The organism is Gordonia sp. CNJ-863 (genome assembly GCF_001942325.1).
Lineage (GTDB): Bacteria > Actinomycetota > Actinomycetes > Mycobacteriales > Mycobacteriaceae > Gordonia > Gordonia alkanivorans.
In genome coordinates this window covers 142,416-160,376 of sequence record NZ_MKKG01000022.1, presented here as the reverse complement: position 1 = coordinate 160,376, position 17,961 = coordinate 142,416, and the positions used below count along the sequence as shown (strand labels likewise).

The following is a 17,961-nucleotide window of genomic DNA, read 5'->3' as shown; positions in this document are numbered from 1 at the left end:
TCGTTCAGATCCCTCAGGAATCCGCCGGCAGCAGCACGGTCGCACCCGTGGTCTTGCGTGCCTCCAGGTCCGCGTGGGCCTGCGCGGCGTCGGCCAGCCGGTATCGCTGACCCACCCGCACGTCCACGTCGCCGTCTCCGATCGCCTCAAAGTACTCGCTTGCCCGCCAGTTCAGTTCCTCCGGCGTCGCGGTGAAATGCGCGAGGGTGGGTCGGGTCACCGACAACGAACCGGCCGGGTTGAGGCGCTGCAGATCGAACGGCGGCACCGGTCCGCTGGAGGCACCGAACAGCACGATGATGCCGCGGACGGCCGTGGCGGCCAGCGACTGCTCGAAGGTGTCGGCGCCGACCCCGTCGTAGACCACCGCAACACCGCGACCGTCGGTCAACTCCCGGACGCGCGCGGCGAGGTCGTCCCCGTAGCGCAGGACGTGGTCGGCCCCGGCCTCCCGGGACAACTGCTCCTTCTCCTCCGAGGACACCGTCGTGATGACCCGCAGACCGTGGCGCTTGGCCATCTGGGTCAGGATCAGCCCGACCCCGCCGGCCCCGGCGTGGATCAGCACCGTGTCCTCCGGATGCGGGTGTGCGCTGCCGTCGAGCAGGTAGTGCGCGGTGAGCCCGCGGAGCAGCGACGATCCGGCGACCGCGTCGTCGATGCCGTCGGGGACGACGACCGCCTGAGCGGCGGGCACCGCCACGAGTTCGGCATACGACGCGGGCGCCGCACACCATGCGACCCGCTGACCCACTTCGAGGGCGGACACGTCGGAGCCCAGGGAGACGATCTCGCCGGCCCCCTCGGTGCCCGGGATGTACGGCGGGGTCGAAGGATAGAGACCGCGGCGGAGATAGGTGTCGATGTAGTTGACGCCCACCGCCGAGGTTCGGACGATCACCTCGTCGGCGGCCGGGATCGGGTCGTCGACGGTTCCGAAGGTCAGGACGTCCGGACCGCCGTGGCGGGTCACCTGTATCGCACGCACGACACCCGTTGTACACGGGGAACGCGCCGGACGTGACGCCCATCCCGGTATCGGGATCGGCCGAGGCCCACCGGTATGCTGAGCGTCATGACTGACAGTGCCGCCACCGACACCACAGCCACGCCGACCGTCCAGGCACCGGGCGATGTCGTCGCCTCGGTGAAGAAGTTCGTCGCGCGCGAGGGCGGGAGCGCCAAGGTCGTCCTGCAGGCGATCGGTGCGGCCGGCGTCCGGATCACGCTCGTCGGTGACGCCGGAGGCGTCCTCGGTGACCGCGTCGTCGCCGACCTCGCGACCGCGCAGGCAGTCGTCGACGCCGTCGACGGACTCGAGATCGCCGAGTGGGATCGCGATCTCACCTCCGAGACCACCGTCAAGCCGTCGCATTACCGCAAGATGGCCGGCTGGGTGGCCCGCCAGAAGCGCTTCCCGAAGGCGCGCAACCGCGCGATCCTCTGACGCGACGGTCCGACCCGCGAACCAGAGACGACCCCCGGCGCGATCGCCGGGGGTCGTCGTCGTTCGTGACGCGTGGTCAGGCCGCGTCGACGTGCGGCTGATCGGTCGCCCGGGCGACCAGCACCTGCCAGGTCGCGCCGATGAGGAGCAGCGCACTGCCGAACATGTGCGCGATGACCAGCGCGACGGGCAGATCGGTGAAGAACTGGACGAAGCCGATCACACCCTGCAGGACGAGCAGGCCCACGAAGACCAGTGCCGAGCGCTGCTGGGGACGCGCGAAGACGCGGGCGTAGATGAGTGCGGCCAGACCCAGGCCGACGAGTACGAACACCGCATCTGCGTGGAGCTGGGTGGCGTTGTCGGGGTCGAGTCCGTTGCGGGGGGCGTCGGCGTCGCCGGCGTGGGGGCCGGAACCCGTCACCACTGTGCCGAGGTAGATGGTCACCCAGGTGACCGCGTACAGCAGCCACGCCAGGTAGACGCCCAGTCGCCGGGTCGCCATCCCCGGGGTGTCGGTGTCGGCGGGTGCGGGTTCGGCCGGGGTCGGATACGGGCGCATCCGGAAGACCAGGACGGTCGCCGCCGACACCAGGATCATCGACAGGATGAAGTGCAGCGCCACGACCCACGGATTGAGGTCGGTGAGGACGGTGATGCCGCCGATCACGCCCTGGAACGGGATACCGAGAGCGATCAGGGTCACGAGCCACTTGTCGCGGCGGGCCGATCCGGCGTAGCGGAGCACGGCGATCCAGGCGGCGATCGCGATGATGATGAGGACCCATGTCAGCATCCGGTTGCCGAACTCGATCGCGCCGTGGATGCCGAGTTCGCCGTGCGGGACGAAGGAATCGTCGGTGCAGCGCGGCCAGGTGGGACAACCGAGTCCCGAACCCGTCACGCGGACGGCGCCGCCGGTGGCGACGATCCCGACGTTGGAGACGAGCAGCGCCATCGCCCAGCGGTGTACGAAGCGGATCGTCGGTCGGCCGAATCCCGGGATGGACCGCCAGAAACCGCCCACCTGTCGATTGCCACCCTCGGTAGTCGCCCTGTCGGGGTCCGCCCCGTCGGGTCGTGTCGAAGTCTGCGACGTCGTCATCGGAATCGGAACCACCTCACTGCCAAGGTGCCGGCCACTGCGGCCCACACCAGCAAGACGCCCACCCCGAAGGCGTCGAACGAACCACGTGCGGCCATTTCCAGGGCCTCACTGAGCGCACCCGAGGGGATACACCGTGCGAAGGTGTGCACGGCGCCGGGAACGTTGGAATCGACGACCACGAGGCTGCCGAGTCCGATGAACGCGAACCAGAGCAGGTTCGCCAGGGCCAGGACGACCTCCGCCTTGAGCGTGCCGCCGAGGAGCAGCCCGAGGGCCGCGAAGCAGGCGGTGCCGACGATGATCACCAGCGCGCCGATGAGCAGTCCGACCGCGTCGGGCCGCCACCCGAAGGCGAGTCCGATGGCGCCGAGGATGACCGACTGCAGGGCCACCACGATCAGCACTGCGACCGACTTGCCGACGATGATGCCCCACCGGGGAATCGGTGTGGCGCCCAGTCTTTTCAGGGCCCCGTACCGGCGGTCGAAACCGACGGCGATGGCCTGGCCGGTGAAGGCGGTCGACATCACGGCGACCGTCAGGATCGCGGGGACGAAGAGCGTGGCGCGCTCGGCCGGGCCGTCGCCGAAGGTCGTGTTGATCGGCAGCAGGCACAGCCCGATGAGCAGCGTGATCGGGATGAACATGGTGAGCAACAACTGTTCACCGTTGCGGAGCAGGAGCTTGAGCTCGAGGGTCGACTGCGCGGTGATCATCGCCGGCAGGGACGCCGGACGCGGCGCCGGACGGAACATGCCCTCGGGGAAGAGTCCCGTGCCGGGAGCGGGGGAGTTCACTGCGGGGGAGTTCACTGTCGTAGGGCCCGTCCGGTCAGGTCGAGGAAGACGTCTTCGAGACTGCGGGTCTCGACACGGAGATCGGTGGCGAGGACGTTGATCTTCGCGCACCAGGCGGTCACCGTCGCGAGAACCTGCGGCGTCATCGGGCCGATGACGAGGTACGAGCCGGGGTTCGCCTCGGTGCAGTGATAGCCCTCGGGAAGTGCGAGCGTGAGCATCGACAGGTCGAGCCCGCGGGGCGCGGTGAACCGCAACTCGTTCTCGGCGCCGGTGCTCGTGAGGTCGGCGGGGGTCCCGGCGGCGACCGCGCGGCCGTGATCGATGATCACGACCTGGTCGGCGAGTTCCTCCGCCTCGTCCATCAGATGCGTGGTGAGCAGGACGGCCACGCCGTCGGCGCGGAGGCGGTCGACGAGTTCCCACACGACGAGACGCGCGTGGGCGTCGAGGCCGGCGGTCGGCTCGTCGAGGAACACCAGTTCAGGACGGCCGACGATCGCGCAGGCGAGCGCGAGGCGCTGCTGTTGTCCGCCGGAGAGGCGTCGGTACGACGTGCGGCGGACGTCGTCGAGACCGAGTGCGTCGATGAGGAATTCGGGGTCGATCGGGTCGGCCGAGTAGGCGGCGACGAGCCGCAACATCTCCTCGGCGCGGGCGCCCGGGTAGGCGCCGCCGCCCTGCAGCATCACACCGACGCGGCGTCGGAGGGCGTCGTTGTCGACGATCGGATCGAGCCCGAGAACCCGGACGGTGCCGGCGTCGGGGGCGGTGAAGCCCTCGCAGATCTCGACGGTCGTGGTCTTGCCCGCACCGTTCGGTCCGAGGAGGGCGAGGATCTGTCCGCGCTCCACGGTCAGATCGAGCCGATCGACGGCGGTACGGTCACCGAAGGTCTTGACCAGCCCGCGTACCTCGACCGCTGGGGATGCGACGGGGTCGCTCGGCGGACGATCGTTCATTCGATCGTCATCGCTGATCTGCCGAGGGGTCGTGCTGCGCACACAGGTCAGACTAGGCGCTCGGACCCCGCGGACGAAAAACGCCGTTCGCGGGTTCGGTGGGGGATCGTCATGGCGTCGGGGCGTTCTCGGCCGGTTCCGGGGACTCCTCCGGTGCCCCGGTTCTGCGACGACGCCATCGGCGCGGCGAACGGTCCTCGAAGAAGAGTGCGGTGAGTGCTGCGACCATGATCACACCGGCCAGAAGCCCCTGTGCGAGAACGACTCCGCTGGTGTTGGAGCTCGTGGGCATCACGACGATGGCGATGATCGCGGATGCCGCGATGGTCGAGATCCGGAACCACGCTCCCGTCGCCCACGCCGCGAGCGGGATCACCGCCCAGAGGAGATACCAGGCCTGGACGAACGGGAAGAACAGGATGAATGTGGCCATTGACACACCGAGTGCGCCGAGGGGGTGCAGGCGTCCGCCAAGGGTCGCGAGCATCCACCGGATGATGAACAGACCCGCGACGAGCTGACCGATCGGGCGTGCGACGTCGAGGATCGCCTGGGTGTGCTCTCCAAGTCCGAGCGTCACACCGATCCGACCCGTCGTCACCCCGAGCAGCGTCGGCATCGACATCCACGACCGGACGATCTCGCCGGTGGAGAGCGTGCCCGTCCAGCCGAATCCGAGCCCGGTGGCCAGCGAGATACCAACCATCACGATGCCCAGGACGACCACGTAGAACGCCGCGGAGACTCCGAGGGCGTACACGGACCATTTCGATCGGGTCCACCATTCGCGGATCGGCGCGTGCCGCAGGGCCGGCAGCGTGGCGCCCCAACGCATCGCCAGGGCGATCCCGACGAAACCGAGCGCGAGCATGGATGCGACCTTGATCATCGCCGACGCCGCGATCACCGCGCCGCCTGCGATCAATATCCAGCCGGCTCTTGTGGGTATCAGCGTTCCCGGCTTCCGTAACCGGTCGACGCCGTAGATGGCGCGGAAGCTCAGCTCGAGGCCGACGAGCATCAGGCCGAGCATGAGTGCCTCGTTGTGGATGCCGCCCACCAGATGCAGGATCACCAGCGGGTTCATCGCACCGAGCCACAGGGCGGCGACCGAGGACACCCCGCAGCGCTTCGCCAGACGCGGCAACGCCCACACGATGAGCGCGACACCGATCAGTGCGACGATGCGGTGCAGGAAGATCGCCGCGGTGATGTTCGCCCCGGTGATATTGGTGATGCCCTCGCCGATCCACAGGAACAGTGGTCCGTAGGGCGCGGGGGTGTCGCGCCAGAGGTTGGGCACGGATCGGGTGAGGATGTGATCGACGCCGAGGCCGCGGACGGGACTGACCGAGTACGGGTCCATGCCGCGGAAGGCGATCGCGCTCTGGGCGAGGTAGGAGTAGACGTCCTTGCTCAGCAGCGGGGGAGCCAGCACGATCGGCGTGATCCACAGCATGAGCGTCCGGTCGGCCTGGCGTCGGCTCATCCGCCGTTCCGGACTGCGTCCGTGACGGACCTCGACGCTGAAGCGGCCGACCGCGAAGCGGCCGATCAGAAGCCAGGCGACCACGAGAGTGATGGTGCCGCCGATGGAGAGGGCGAGTGCGGTCCCGAACATCCGCGATGGCAGCGACAGCACGCGCATGCCGGCGACCGGGTTCTGCAGCACGGGCACCGCGCCGGTGCCGAGCGCGCCGATCAGGATCAGAACCGAACCGGTGGCTCCGAACAGCTTGATGCGGCGGAGGCGACGGGTCTCCGCGGCGTTGAGGGGGCCGACCTCGCGCTCGTCGTCGTGTAGCCGGGCGATGGCCTTGCCGTAGTCGCCGCGCTGCTCGGTGGCGTCGCCGTCGGTTCCGGCGGGACGCTGTTTACGCAGTCCGAGGTAGTCGAGTACGGCGAGCAGGTGATTCCACACGAGTCCGAAGAAGTCCGGCACGCGGCGGCCAGCTGTGGTTTCGGGCACACGACGACTGTAATCGGCGGCGCCCGATACCTCGCGACCACCCTTTATCCGGACAATCACGACACCGCTGACGAACTCGGACGCAGCGCTAAGGGCACCCTTGCTGGCAGGGCGGAATCAATTACGTCACACTCGTGTTGTGAAAACCATGCGGAACGATGTTGTGCTGCCCTCGGGCGGCGGCGATGCCGTGCCCTCCGCTGGTACGGCAACCACTCGCGCGCCCCTCGGTGCCGATGCGCACCACGATGGTCAGACGCGTGATGCGGTGGTGAACCTGCTCGTCGAGGACGGCCCGCTGACCGCGAGCGAGATCGGTGAGCGCCTCGGTATCTCCGCCGCCGGAGTGCGTCGTCACCTCGACGCGCTCACCAGTGCCGGGGACATCGAGGTCGCCTCGACCGGGTTCGGTCAGCGTCGCGGTCGTGGACGCGGTCGACCGGCGAAGTGGTTCCAGCTCACGGCGGAGGGGCGCGGCAAGATGCGCCACGCCTACGACGACCTCGCCGGTGCCGCGATGCGCAAGCTCCGTGACCTCGGTGGCCACGACGCCGTCGCCGAGTTCGCGCGGGAACGTGTCGAACGGATCGTCGCCGACGTGTCGCCGAGCGCCGACCCGTTCACGGTCTCCGACACGGTCGAGGAGATCGCCGACGCGTTGACCAGCGCGGGATACGCGACCAACACCCGGCAGGTCGGCAACGGCATCCAGATCTGCCAGCACCACTGCCCGGTGGCGCACGTCGCCACCGAGTTCCCCGAACTCTGTGAGGCCGAGACCGCGGTCTTCACCGAGCTGCTCGGCACGCATGTGCAGCGCCTGGCCACCATCGCCAACGGTGACTGCGCCTGCACCACCCACGTGCCGATCCACCCGCCGCCGGAGGCTCCACCGTCTCCCCGGCACGGAACCTCACAGACACTGCCCACGACAACCCGAAAGGCCACGCGATGACCGTCACCGATCCGGCCGCCACCACGCCGACCGCCCCGGCTCCCCTCACGCAGGAAGAGACGATTGCCGCGCTCGGCAAGTACGGCTACGGCTGGGCCGACTCCGACGTGGCCGGCGCCAGCGCCAGGCGCGGACTGTCCCCGGCGGTCGTCGCCGACATCTCGGCCAAGAAGAGCGAACCCGAGTGGATGCTCGAGCAGCGACTCAAGGCACTGAAGATCTTCGACAAGAAGCCGATGCCGCACTGGGGCGCCGGACTCGAGGGCATCGACTTCGACAACATCAAGTACTTCGTGCGGTCCAGCGAGAAGCAGGCCGCCACGTGGGAAGACCTGCCCGAGGACATCAAAAACACCTACGACAAGCTCGGAATCCCCGAGGCGGAGAAGCAGCGCCTGGTCTCCGGTGTCGCCGCCCAGTACGAGTCCGAGGTCGTGTACCACTCGATCCGTGAGGATCTCGAGAAGCAGGGCGTGATCTTCCTCGACACCGACACCGCGCTCAAGGAGCACCCGGAGATCTTCCAGGAGTACTTCGGTTCGGTCATCCCGGCCGGCGACAACAAGTTCTCCGCGCTGAACACCGCGGTCTGGTCCGGTGGCTCGTTCATCTACGTCCCGCCCGGCGTCCACGTCGACATCCCGCTCCAGGCCTACTTCCGGATCAACACCGAGAACATGGGTCAGTTCGAGCGCACGCTGATCATCGTCGACGAGGGTGCTTACGTGCACTACGTCGAGGGTTGTACCGCGCCGATCTACAAGACCGACTCGCTGCACTCCGCGGTCGTCGAGATCATCGTGAAGAAGGGCGGCCGCTGCCGCTACACGACCATCCAGAACTGGTCGAACAACGTCTACAACCTGGTGACCAAGCGCGCCAAGGCCGAGGCCGGCGCCACCATGGAGTGGGTCGACGGCAACATCGGCTCGAAGGTCACCATGAAGTACCCGGCGGTCTGGCTGACCGGTGAACACGCGAAGGGCGAGGTCCTCTCGGTCGCCTTCGCCGGCCCCGGCCAGCACCAGGACACCGGCTCCAAGATGGTCCACCTCGCACCGAACACCTCGAGCAACATCATCTCGAAGTCGGTGGCCCGCGGTGGTGGCCGCGCTTCCTACCGCGGCCTGATCAAGGTCAACAACGGAGCGCACGGCAGCCGTTCGACGGTGAAATGCGATGCGCTGCTGGTCGACACCATCTCCCGCAGTGATACCTACCCCTACGTCGACATCCGCGAGGACGACGTGACGATGGGGCACGAGGCGACCGTCTCGAAGGTCAGCGACGATCAGCTCTTCTACCTGATGAGCCGTGGTCTGACCGAGGACGAGGCGATGGCCATGGTGGTCCGCGGCTTCGTCGAGCCGATCGCCAAGGAACTCCCGATGGAATACGCGCTCGAGCTCAACCGCCTGATCGAGCTTCAGATGGAAGGAGCCGTCGGCTGATGGCCGATCCGACACTCCCGGTTTCGACACCGGGATCGCATTCGCCTGTCGTCAACAAGGGTGAACTGTTCACCTCGTTCGACGTCAACGCCTTCGAGGTGCCCAGCCCTCGCGAAGAGGCCTGGCGCTTCACCCCGTTCCGCCGACTGCGCGGTCTGCACGACGGTTCCGCGCAGCGGACCGGCGAGGCCACCGTGGATGTTTCCGGAGTCGCCGACGGCGTCACGGTGGAGACCGTGGGTCGCGAGGACGAGCGCCTCGGCCAGGGCGGCGTGCCCTTCGACCGGGTTGCCGCACAGGCGTACTCGTCGTTCACCCAGGCCACGGTCGTCACCGTCGGCCGCGAGGTCGAGCTGTCCGAGCCGGTCACCATCACGATCACCGGACCCGGTGAGGGCGAGACCGCCTTCGGTCACACCCAGGTCAGGCTAGAGCCCTTCGCCCGCGCCGTCGTGGTGCTGGACCAGAAGGGCGGCGGAACCTTCGCCGAGAACGTCGAGTTCGTCGTCGGCGACAGTGCCGCGCTCACCGTCGTCAACGTCCACGACTGGGATGACGATGCCGTGCACGTCGTCACCCATCACGTGCGCACCGGCCGCGACGCCGTGGTCCGCCACTTCGCGGTCAGCTTCGGCGGCAACCTCGTTCGGCTCTCGCCGATCGTCCACTACGACGCGCCGGGCGGCGACGTCGAGATGTGGGGTCTGTACTTCGCCGACGCCGGACAGCATCTCGAGCAGCGTCTGCTCGTCGACCACAGCCAGCCCAATTGTCGCTCGAACGTGGTGTACAAGGGTGCGCTGCAGGGCGATACGACCGGCGACCGGTCGCGTGAGGCGCACACCGTCTGGATCGGCGACGTGCTGATCCGCGCCGAGGCCGAGGGAACCGACACCTTCGAGCTCAACCGCAACCTGGTGCTCACCGACAACGCCCGCGCCGACTCGGTGCCGAACCTCGAGATCGAGACCGGTGAGATCGTCGGTGCCGGCCACGCCAGTGCCACCGGACGTTTCGACGACGAGCAGCTGTTCTACCTGCAGGCTCGCGGCATCCCCGAGGATCAGGCGCGCCGTCTGGTCATCCGCGGATTCTTCGGCGAGGTGATCGCCAAGATCGGTGTGCCCGAGCTCCGCGAGCGTCTGTCCGCCGCCGTCGAGCGCGAGCTCGAACTCTCCGGCGCCTGACCAGCGTCCGCGCCTGACTCAAACCTCCCACAGCCTGTTAGAGAGAACTCAGAACATGACCACACTGGAAATCCGTGACCTGCACGTCGATGTCGCCCAGACCGACGCCGACGCCGAGCCCATCCACATCCTCAAGGGTGTCGACCTGACCGTGAAGTCCGGTGAGACGCACGCGATCATGGGCCCCAACGGTTCGGGCAAGTCGACGCTCTCCTACGCGATCGCCGGCCACCCCAAGTACGAGGTCACCTCCGGTTCGATCACCCTCGACGGCGAGAACGTCCTGGAGATGAGCGTCGACGAGCGTGCTCGTGCAGGCCTGTTCCTGGCCATGCAGTATCCGGTCGAGGTGCCCGGCGTCTCGATGTCGAACTTCCTGCGCACCGCCGCCACCGCCGTCCGCGGCGAGGCACCGAAGCTGCGTCACTGGGTCAAGGAGACCAAGGAGGCGATGACCGCTCTCGAGATCGACCCGTCGTTCTCCGAGCGGAGCGTCAACGAGGGCTTCTCCGGTGGTGAGAAGAAGCGCCACGAGATCCTCCAGCTCGACCTGCTCAAGCCGAAGATCGCCATCCTCGACGAGACCGACTCGGGCCTCGACGTCGACGCGCTCCGAGTCGTCAGCGAGGGTGTCAACCGGTACAAGGAACGCGACAACGGCGGCGTCCTGCTGATCACGCACTACACACGCATCCTCCGCTACATCAAGCCCGACTACGTCCACGTCTTCGTCAACGGACGCGTCGTCGAGTCCGGCGGCCCGGAGCTGGCCGATGTGCTCGAGGAGAACGGTTACGAGCGCTTCACCTCGGCGGCCAAGGCCGGCTGAACCAACACCCCTGGAGGTGCACGCACGTGACACTCTCACCTGAGACAACAACTGCGGCAGCCGCTCTCGACGTCGAGGCGCTGCGCGCGGACTTCCCGATCCTGTCGCGCACCGTTCGTGACGAGAAGCCGTTGGTGTACCTCGACTCCGGGGCCACCTCGCAACGTCCCGTCCAGGTGCTCGACGCCGAGCGGTACTTCCTGACCCACCACAATGCCGCGGTGCACCGGGGAGCCCACCAGCTCGCCGAAGAGGCCACCGAGGCCTATGAGGACGCGCGCGAGGTCATCGCCGGGTTCGTCGGGGCGTCGTCGGACCAGCTCGTCTTCACCAAGAACGCCACCGAGGCGCTCAACCTGGTGACCTACACGCTCGGTGACCCGCGCTCGGCGTCGGTTCTCGGCGGTTCGGCACTCGGTCCCGGCGACACGGTGGTGATCACCGAACTCGAGCATCACGCGAATCTGGTTCCATGGCAGGAACTCTGCCGTCGGACCGGCGCGACACTGCGCTGGTACGGCGTGACCGACGACGGTCGGATCGACGTGGACTCGCTGACCCTCGACGAGTCGGTGAAGGTCATCGCGTTCACCCATCAGTCGAACGTCACCGGTGCGGTCGCCGATGTCCCCGAACTCGTCTCCCGTGCGCGGGCCGTCGGCGCGCTCGTCGTCCTCGACGCGTGCCAGTCGGTGCCGCACATGCCGGTCGACTTCACCGCGCTGGACGTCGATTTCGCCGCCTTCTCCGGGCACAAGATGTTCGGCCCGAGTGGTGTCGGCGCGCTGTACGGCAAGAGTGAACTCCTGGAGGCGTTGCCGCCGTTCATCACCGGTGGATCGATGATCGAGACCGTCACGATGGAGGCGTCGACCTACGCGGCGCCGCCGCAGCGTTTCGAGGCCGGTGTGCCGATGACCTCGCAGGTCGTGGGCCTCGGTGCCGCGGTGCGCTACCTGCAGACCATCGGTATGGAAGCCGTTGCCGCCCATGAGCATGCACTCGTCGAGTACGCGCTCACGCGGCTCGGCGAGATCGACGGTCTGCGCATCATCGGGCCGGCCACCGCGGAGAACCGCGGGGGAGCGGTGTCCTTCCTCGTCGACGGCATCCATGCCCACGACCTCGGGCAGATCCTCGACGACGAGGGTGTCGCCATCCGCGTCGGCCATCACTGCGCATGGCCGCTGCACCGCCGGTTCGGAGTGGCCGCGACCGCGCGCGCATCGTTCGCCGCCTACAACACGCTTGCCGAGGTCGACGCGCTGGCCGCAGCAATCGTCAAGGCGCAGAAGTTCTTCGGGGTGAACTGAGCATGCGTATGGAGCAGATGTACCAGGAAGTGATCCTGGACCACTACAAACATCCGCACGGTCGGGGACTGCGCGAGCCGTTCGGCACCGAGGTGCACCACGTCAATCCGACGTGCGGCGACGAGGTGACCCTGCGCGTCGCCGTCTCCGCGGACGGCACCACGATCGACGACGTGTCCTACGACGGGCAGGGATGCTCGATCTCCCAGGCCTCGACGTCGGTGCTGTACGACCTGATCGTCGGGCAGTCGGTCGGCGAGGCTCTCGCCACCGTCGAGTCGTTCAACGCGATGATGACCTCCCGCGGTAAGGATCCGGGCGATGAGGACGTCATCGGTGACGGCATCGCCTTCACCGGCGTCAGCAAGTACCCGGCGCGCGTGAAGTGCGCCCTCCTCGGCTGGATGGCGTTCAAGGACGCTCTCTCCCAGACGGTGGACAGCCACGACACCGACAGCCACGAGAAAGAAGCGGAGTCAGCATGAGTGACGAGACAGCCACCGAGAACCCGACCGCGACGGACACCACCGCCGCCGGCACTCCGGCCGCCCCGGCGACCTCGCTGCCGGCCCTCGAAGACGTGGAAGAGGCGATGCGCGACGTCGTCGACCCCGAGCTGGGGATCAACGTCGTCGACCTCGGACTCGTCTACGGCATCGAGGTGACCGACGAGGCCGTCGCGAAGATCGACATGACCCTCACGTCGGCGGCGTGTCCGCTGACCGACGTCATCGAGGATCAGTCGCGCGGCGCCCTGGTCGGCAGCGGTCTGTGTACCGACCTCGAGATCAACTGGGTCTGGCTGCCGCCGTGGGGCCCGGACAAGATCACCGACGACGGCCGGGAGCAGCTGCGCGCGCTCGGATTCACCGTCTAGAACGCTGCGCTACATCGATCCGACCGCCGCCGGGGCGGCCGGATCGATCGCTTTGGCGACGATCACCTCGTGAACGGTGGGCATGCTGTGCGCGTCGCTGACTCGGCGTGAACCGGCGGTGGACCAGATCTTCTCGAGGATTCCGACATAGGCCCTGGTGTGGACGATGTCGGCGAAATCGAGTTCGATCGTGACCTCGGTCGGGTCTGCGACGCTGCGCATCACCCGATAACCGACGACCCCGTTCTCGGCACCTACCCGTTCGAAGCCGTCGAATGCGCGCCGCCAGGCGTCGAAGTCGGGAATGGTTTCGGTGATCCGGAGCTGATACATGGTGTTCCCCTTTCTCGTGAGTGGACTCGTCGACCGTACGAGCGAACGGGTCCGTGCGTACATCCCCGCCACGGGGGATTTCCGGGCCTAGCCTTGACCCATGGGCGTCGATCTCCTGAGTCGGGTCGAGCGCTCCTGCGCGCGTGGCGCCTGGATGGAGAGCCTCCGGCTGGCGGTACTCGGTGACCTCGGGGAGGCGGTCGGGTTCGACGGCCACGTGTGGCTTCTGACCGACCCCACCACCGCGGTCGGAACCTCTCCGCTGGCGACGCTGCCGGGTGTCCCGATGCCTCGTCTGCCCGATCTGATCCGCGCCCGGTACCTCACGACAAGCACACGCTGGACCTCCCTCCGGGGACACCGGGTCCCGGCCACGTCGTGGTCCCGGGCCGGGCATCGCGAGACCGCGGCGTCGTACCCGTGGCGGGATGTGCTGGCGGAATTCGGAGTCTGCGACGTGGCGACGGTGGTCTTCGTCGACCGGTTCGGGTGTTGGGGCTGGCTGGATCTCTGGCGTTTCGGGGTTATGCCGTTCCCCGCCGACGACCTCGACCGGATGTCGCAGATCGCTCCGCCGGTCACGGCCGCCCTCCGCTCTCGCCAGGCCGGGCACTTCACCGAGCCCGTCCGCCCGGCGGACTCCACCGGACCCGCCGTCGTGGTGCTGGATGAGCACCTGCGACTTCGGGGACAGACAGCAGGGGCGGGATCGCGGCTCTTCCGACTCAATCCGCCCGATGCAGGACCGGACGGGCGTATCCCGGACGTACCGGCGATCCCGGCGGCCGCCTACAACGTGGCGGCGCAGCTCGTGGCCCGCGAGAGGGGCGTCGACGCAGCGTCGCCGCGCGCGAGGGTGTTTCTCGAGCACTACGGCTGGCTGACCTTGGAGGCCGACCGGATGAGTGGGGAGCGACCGCCCACCGGTCGCGACATCGCTGTCACGATCGAGCGCAGCGGTTTCACCGACCGACTGGATCTCTTCGCCCGTGTGACCGGCCTGACCAGTCGAGAGCGGGAGGTGCTCGGCCGTGTCTGCGCAGGTATGGACAACAGGTCGATCGCCGCCGCGGTGTCCGTCTCCGAGCACACGGTGCACGTCCACGTGAAGTCGACCCTCCGGAAGGCCGAGTGCGGCAATCGGACGAATCTGATCGCCCGCATCGCGGGCTGAGCGTCTCCGGTGCGGGGGGAGTAGAACCGAAGATGTGAACCGGTTCGAATCACGCGTCGAGCGGATGATCCGCGAGGCGGCCGAACGCGGCGAGTTCGACGACCTGCCGGGTGCCGGCAAACCGCTCGACCTGTCGGACAGCGACGACCCCGATTGGTGGGTCAAGCGCAAGATCCGTGACGAGAACCTGGATTCCTCGGCCCTCCTCCCGGCGCCGCTCCAATTGCGCCGGGAGGCACAGGATTTCCCGGAGTCGCTGCGCGACATCGCCGACGAGACCGCAGTCCGCGACATCCTCACCGACTTCAATCGGCGTGTACGAGAAGCACACCTGGCGCCACGTCGGATCGCGATGCCGCACAGCGTCGTCGCCCACACCATCGACATCGACGACATGGTCCGGCAGTGGCGCGCCCGACGGCGCTGACCGTCTCTGGTGCTGAGCAGGGATGTGCGGTTCCCAGCCGATGGTCTGACGTCGCGATCCCGCCGTGCCCGCCGAAGCGCCCGATGTTTACGCCGGTCCGTGCCGTGGTAATCCCCGGCGCGGCTCCGAAGTGTTCGGTATCGCGGATCGCGAATCAGGCCAAGATCGAAAGAGGCTCCGGTATGGACGAGTCCGTTGTCGTCTCGAGCGGACTGACCAGAAGAGGTTTCCTGGGGGCAGCCGCCATCGGCGCCACCGGGGTGGCCGCGATGGGTGTGGGTGGGACGGCGGCGGGCCTACCCGGGGGCAGCGTCCGCACAGCAGCACGTCGTCTACCCCCGCCTGCGTCTATCACGGCCACCGATCCGGCGCTGCTCAGCGCCGTTGAGGCGGCGAGCTTGCTGCAGTCGGGCCGACTGCATCCGAGAGAGCTGCTCGACGCCTGTCTCGCTCGTAGTGGGGCTCTGGACGGACAGATCGGCGGCTGGGTTCGGATCTACCCGGAGATGGCTTACTCGGCCGCGGATGCCGCGGCCCGACGTCTCTCCGCCAAAGGTCGAAGTAGCCATGGTGAAGCGCCTCCCGTGTGTGGCATCCCGGTGGCTCTCAAGGACGTTTTCGCGGTCGCGGGCCTACCCCTCACGGCCTCGAGCAGGGTGCTCAAGGGGAATGTCGCGGCTGGAGATTCCACTGTATGGGCCAAACTTCGAGAATCCGGCATTGTGCTGATGGGGCACGCGCACACAGATGAGTTCGCTATGGGTATCGCCACTGAGCAGGTGGGGAACCCGTGGGACCCGGAATACTCGCCTGGCGGGTCGTCCGGAGGGAGCGCGGCTGTTCTCGCTGCACGGTTCGTCCCGCTTTCGACTGGCACCGACACGGGCGGCTCGCTGCGGTTGCCGGCCAGCGCGTGCGGTGTCACTGCGATCAAACCGACATTCGGTCGGTGCAGCGCCTACGGGGTGATCCCGTTGGTCTGGACCCGTGACCACGTCGGGCCGATGGGGCGCAGCGTCGCCGACGCCGCACTCTTGCTCGATCAAATGGTCGGCGCCGACCCGAACGATCCCATCACCGGCGTCGCTCCACCTGCACCGGCCGAGGGTTACCCCTTGGTCGCCAGGGGCGGTCGATCGCCTTTGGCCGGTTTTCGATTCGGCGTCGCGCGGCGCAAGGCGGAATCCCTCCCCCCGGCCCTCGCCGAGCTGTTCGATCGTTATCTCGACCTCATCCGGCGCATGGGTGGTCGAGTCGTCGACGTGTCGTTTCCGACCCCTGCTCCGTCGCTGTTGACCGGTGATCTAGCCGAGATGGGCAGCTACCACCGGCAGTTCGCCGACCGGATATCAAGCTACCGCGCCGACAACGCCGCGACTGTCGCCGCGGCCGCCGCGGCGCTCGGTATTCCATCGATCGACTACCTCACAGCTGCGCGAAATAGGCTTCGATATCAACACGAGTTCAACAGGATGTTCGCTGCTGACGATCTCGACGCTGTAGTCGTACCCGGCTCGACGGTGGACGGGGCGAAGCGAATCGAGGTGGCGGGGGTGTCGGTCTTCGGCGGCAACACCGGAGACGTCCAGTGGGCCAACCTTGCCGGCACACCTGTCATCTGTACGCCGGCCGGTCGTTCTGCAACGACGGGACTCCCGTTCGGCGTGCAGATCGGAGGGCGAGCTTGGGATGAACAACGTCTCATCGAGATCGTCCTCGAACTCCAGGCGGCCAGTCCGGATTGGCAGGACGCGCCTTCGGTCTCGGCGGCCCCTCGCGACATACCGCGGGCGCGGAGGACCACACCTGGTGCGGGGCCTGATCCCACCAACACGAGCAACGTGGGTGTCGCCTTCAACTTCGTCCCCACGAGGTCGACCGCCGAACTTTGAGTCACGCTTCGGATGTTTTCGGCGGCGACCGGACCCTGCAGGTTCTGCATCCGGGGTGGTGCTGGACTGCGGTAAAGGCCGTCGAGCGTCGCAGATTTACCGAATCGGCGCAGGGCCGACGTCCCCCGCCCAGTCCGGCGTGGACATGGCCCCGCGGGCCACGACGGCCCGCGTGCGCATGTCGACGGCCCGGATGACCCGGGTCATCGCGCCCATCGTCCCGGTCAGGTCGTCGCGCCGGCTGAGGTAGCTGCGCTGCGCTTCGATCGGCATCGCGAAGAACGCCTCGAAGAACGCGATCGTCTGGGTGGGGCTGAGTCGCAACAGGACGCTGAGTCCGCGCAGACGGAGATTGTGGACGGCGCGTGCCGAGGCAGGCCACAGCTCGGGCATCGGGTCCCGCCCCGCGGCCAGCGCGGCGACGACGTCGTCGACGCACATCAGTGAGTAGGCGACGCTGTAGCCGGTTGTCGGATTCTTGAAACCGCCTGCGGCACCGAACCGGAACGTCGGATCCCGCCACGGCTGCGGCGACGACCCCGTCATCGGGAACGCCACCCGTTCGGCCCGGCGGACACCCGACGGAAGCCCGCCGAGCCGGACGTCGAGCCGACGCTTCAACTCGTCGAGACCAAGTGCCGGCAGGCCGACCAGACAGGTCTCCTCCAGGAGGTACTCGTCGTCGCCGAGCGGCACCACATAGAGGAACGACGGCAGCGCCCGGCGGTCGACGATTCCGCCGCGCCAGTCCATCAGCAGCGCCTCGTGGTCTTCGAGAAAAGGTGCGGCGGTGGCCTTGTCGACGACGATGCCGTAGGCGGTCTGCCGGGGCGCCTCGTGGGTGAGCGCCCCCCGGCAGTCGACCACCACGTCGCCGGTCAGGACCCGACCGGACTTGAGATGTACTCGCGCCCCGTCGACCTCGGTCACCCGGTCGGTGACGATGTCCGCTCCGTCGAGTGTCAGGGAGCGTTGCAGACCGGGGGTGTCGAACACCGTGTAACCGCGGTCCACTTCATCGAGAGCGGTGCCGGCTACGCCGACGCGATCGAGGCGGGCGGCGAACGCCGCCGGGTCGAGCCAGTCGGGGAGCTCGTCGGACCAGCAGGCGAAGGTGGACTGCCAGACGCGGTCGGGGTGGGTGTCGACGACGGTCACCGGTACCGCGGCGGCGAGCAGCCGATGGGCCAGGGCACGCCCGGCCGGTCCCGCACCCAGAACGATCACTCCGCCGGCCATG

Annotated in this window: 18 protein-coding genes; 11 read left to right on the top strand and 7 right to left on the bottom strand. The window is 67.9% G+C overall.

Annotated features, from left to right (window positions below; all coding sequences use genetic code 11):
• Nucleotides 1-13 precede the first annotated feature (13 nt).
• Nucleotides 14-988 (bottom strand): quinone oxidoreductase, encoded by a 975-nt coding sequence (locus BJF87_RS12615; RefSeq protein WP_035751521.1) that lies wholly within the window; start codon nt 986-988, stop codon nt 14-16.
• A gap of 75 nt (nt 989-1,063) precedes the next feature.
• Here BJF87_RS12615 and BJF87_RS12610 point away from each other — a divergent pair, with 75 nt between their 5' ends.
• Complete coding sequence (locus BJF87_RS12610; protein ID WP_006357241.1) at nt 1,064-1,447, top strand: hypothetical protein; 384 nt, start codon at nt 1,064-1,066, stop codon at nt 1,445-1,447.
• Between the two features lie 76 nt (nt 1,448-1,523).
• Here BJF87_RS12610 and BJF87_RS12605 read toward each other — a convergent pair whose 3' ends face one another.
• From BJF87_RS12605 to mptB, 4 genes are all read right to left on the bottom strand, one after another.
• Nucleotides 1,524-2,552 carry a heme A synthase gene (locus BJF87_RS12605; RefSeq protein ID WP_035751522.1) on the bottom strand — a complete coding sequence of 343 codons (1,029 nt, stop codon included), beginning with the start codon at nt 2,550-2,552 and terminating at the stop codon, nt 1,524-1,526.
• Nucleotides 2,549-3,352: an ABC transporter permease gene (locus tag BJF87_RS12600; protein ID WP_035751700.1), complete on the bottom strand. Its 804-nt coding sequence runs from the start codon at nt 3,350-3,352 to the stop codon at nt 2,549-2,551. The genes BJF87_RS12605 and BJF87_RS12600 overlap by 4 nt, the downstream gene beginning before the upstream one ends.
• Nucleotides 3,353-3,363: 11 nt before the next feature.
• A complete protein-coding gene (locus BJF87_RS12595; protein ID WP_006357244.1) occupies nt 3,364-4,314 on the bottom strand; it encodes an ABC transporter ATP-binding protein in 951 nt (316 codons plus the stop codon).
• A gap of 109 nt (nt 4,315-4,423) precedes the next feature.
• Nucleotides 4,424-6,256, bottom strand: coding sequence for a polyprenol phosphomannose-dependent alpha 1,6 mannosyltransferase MptB (mptB, locus tag BJF87_RS12590; protein WP_035751523.1), 1,833 nt, complete (start codon nt 6,254-6,256; stop codon nt 4,424-4,426).
• A 175-nt stretch (nt 6,257-6,431) separates the two neighbouring features.
• On the opposite strand from mptB, the gene BJF87_RS12585 reads away from it, so the two are divergent.
• Genes BJF87_RS12585 through BJF87_RS12555 form a run of 7 tightly spaced genes read left to right on the top strand, consistent with a single transcriptional unit; the run spans nt 6,432 to nt 12,895 of the window.
• Nucleotides 6,432-7,238, top strand: a complete 807-nt coding sequence (locus BJF87_RS12585; RefSeq protein ID WP_035751524.1) for a metalloregulator ArsR/SmtB family transcription factor — start codon at nt 6,432-6,434, stop codon at nt 7,236-7,238.
• On the top strand, nt 7,235-8,689 hold the full coding sequence (gene sufB, locus BJF87_RS12580) for a Fe-S cluster assembly protein SufB (RefSeq protein WP_035751525.1): 1,455 nt from the start codon (nt 7,235-7,237) through the stop codon (nt 8,687-8,689). The genes BJF87_RS12585 and sufB overlap by 4 nt, the downstream gene beginning before the upstream one ends.
• Nucleotides 8,689-9,876 carry a Fe-S cluster assembly protein SufD gene (gene sufD, locus BJF87_RS12575; RefSeq protein WP_035751527.1) on the top strand — a complete coding sequence of 396 codons (1,188 nt, stop codon included), beginning with the start codon at nt 8,689-8,691 and terminating at the stop codon, nt 9,874-9,876. The genes sufB and sufD overlap by 1 nt, the downstream gene beginning before the upstream one ends.
• Nucleotides 9,877-9,931: 55 nt before the next feature.
• A complete protein-coding gene (sufC, locus tag BJF87_RS12570; RefSeq protein ID WP_006357249.1) occupies nt 9,932-10,705 on the top strand; it encodes a Fe-S cluster assembly ATPase SufC in 774 nt (257 codons plus the stop codon).
• Nucleotides 10,706-10,731: 26 nt separating this feature from the next.
• The gene (locus BJF87_RS12565) at nt 10,732-12,018 is read left to right on the top strand and encodes a cysteine desulfurase (protein WP_042378041.1); all 1,287 of its coding nucleotides are present in this window, start codon (nt 10,732-10,734) and stop codon (nt 12,016-12,018) included.
• A 2-nt stretch (nt 12,019-12,020) separates the two neighbouring features.
• Complete coding sequence (sufU, locus tag BJF87_RS12560; RefSeq protein WP_006357251.1) at nt 12,021-12,503, top strand: Fe-S cluster assembly sulfur transfer protein SufU; 483 nt, start codon at nt 12,021-12,023, stop codon at nt 12,501-12,503.
• The gene (locus tag BJF87_RS12555; RefSeq protein ID WP_006357252.1) at nt 12,500-12,895 is read left to right on the top strand and encodes a metal-sulfur cluster assembly factor; all 396 of its coding nucleotides are present in this window, start codon (nt 12,500-12,502) and stop codon (nt 12,893-12,895) included. The genes sufU and BJF87_RS12555 overlap by 4 nt, the downstream gene beginning before the upstream one ends.
• Nucleotides 12,896-12,904: 9 nt before the next feature.
• Here the strand turns inward: BJF87_RS12555 and BJF87_RS12550 are convergent, their stop codons facing one another.
• The gene (locus BJF87_RS12550) at nt 12,905-13,228 is read right to left on the bottom strand and encodes a hypothetical protein (RefSeq protein WP_042378043.1); all 324 of its coding nucleotides are present in this window, start codon (nt 13,226-13,228) and stop codon (nt 12,905-12,907) included.
• A gap of 100 nt (nt 13,229-13,328) precedes the next feature.
• On the opposite strand from BJF87_RS12550, the gene BJF87_RS12545 reads away from it, so the two are divergent.
• The 3 genes from BJF87_RS12545 (at nt 13,329) to BJF87_RS12535 (ending at nt 16,721) form a co-directional block, all read left to right on the top strand.
• On the top strand, nt 13,329-14,402 hold the full coding sequence (locus tag BJF87_RS12545; protein ID WP_075863276.1) for a helix-turn-helix transcriptional regulator: 1,074 nt from the start codon (nt 13,329-13,331) through the stop codon (nt 14,400-14,402).
• A 64-nt stretch (nt 14,403-14,466) separates the two neighbouring features.
• The gene (locus BJF87_RS12540) at nt 14,467-14,829 is read left to right on the top strand and encodes a DUF1992 domain-containing protein (RefSeq protein ID WP_187346508.1); all 363 of its coding nucleotides are present in this window, start codon (nt 14,467-14,469) and stop codon (nt 14,827-14,829) included.
• A gap of 182 nt (nt 14,830-15,011) precedes the next feature.
• Nucleotides 15,012-16,721, top strand: coding sequence for an amidase (locus BJF87_RS12535; protein ID WP_075863275.1), 1,710 nt, complete (start codon nt 15,012-15,014; stop codon nt 16,719-16,721).
• 96 nt (nt 16,722-16,817) lie between these two features.
• On the opposite strand, the gene BJF87_RS12530 is transcribed toward BJF87_RS12535, so the two are convergent.
• Nucleotides 16,818-17,960: a lycopene cyclase family protein gene (locus tag BJF87_RS12530; protein ID WP_075863274.1), complete on the bottom strand. Its 1,143-nt coding sequence runs from the start codon at nt 17,958-17,960 to the stop codon at nt 16,818-16,820.
• Nucleotide 17,961: the final 1 nt, after the last annotated feature.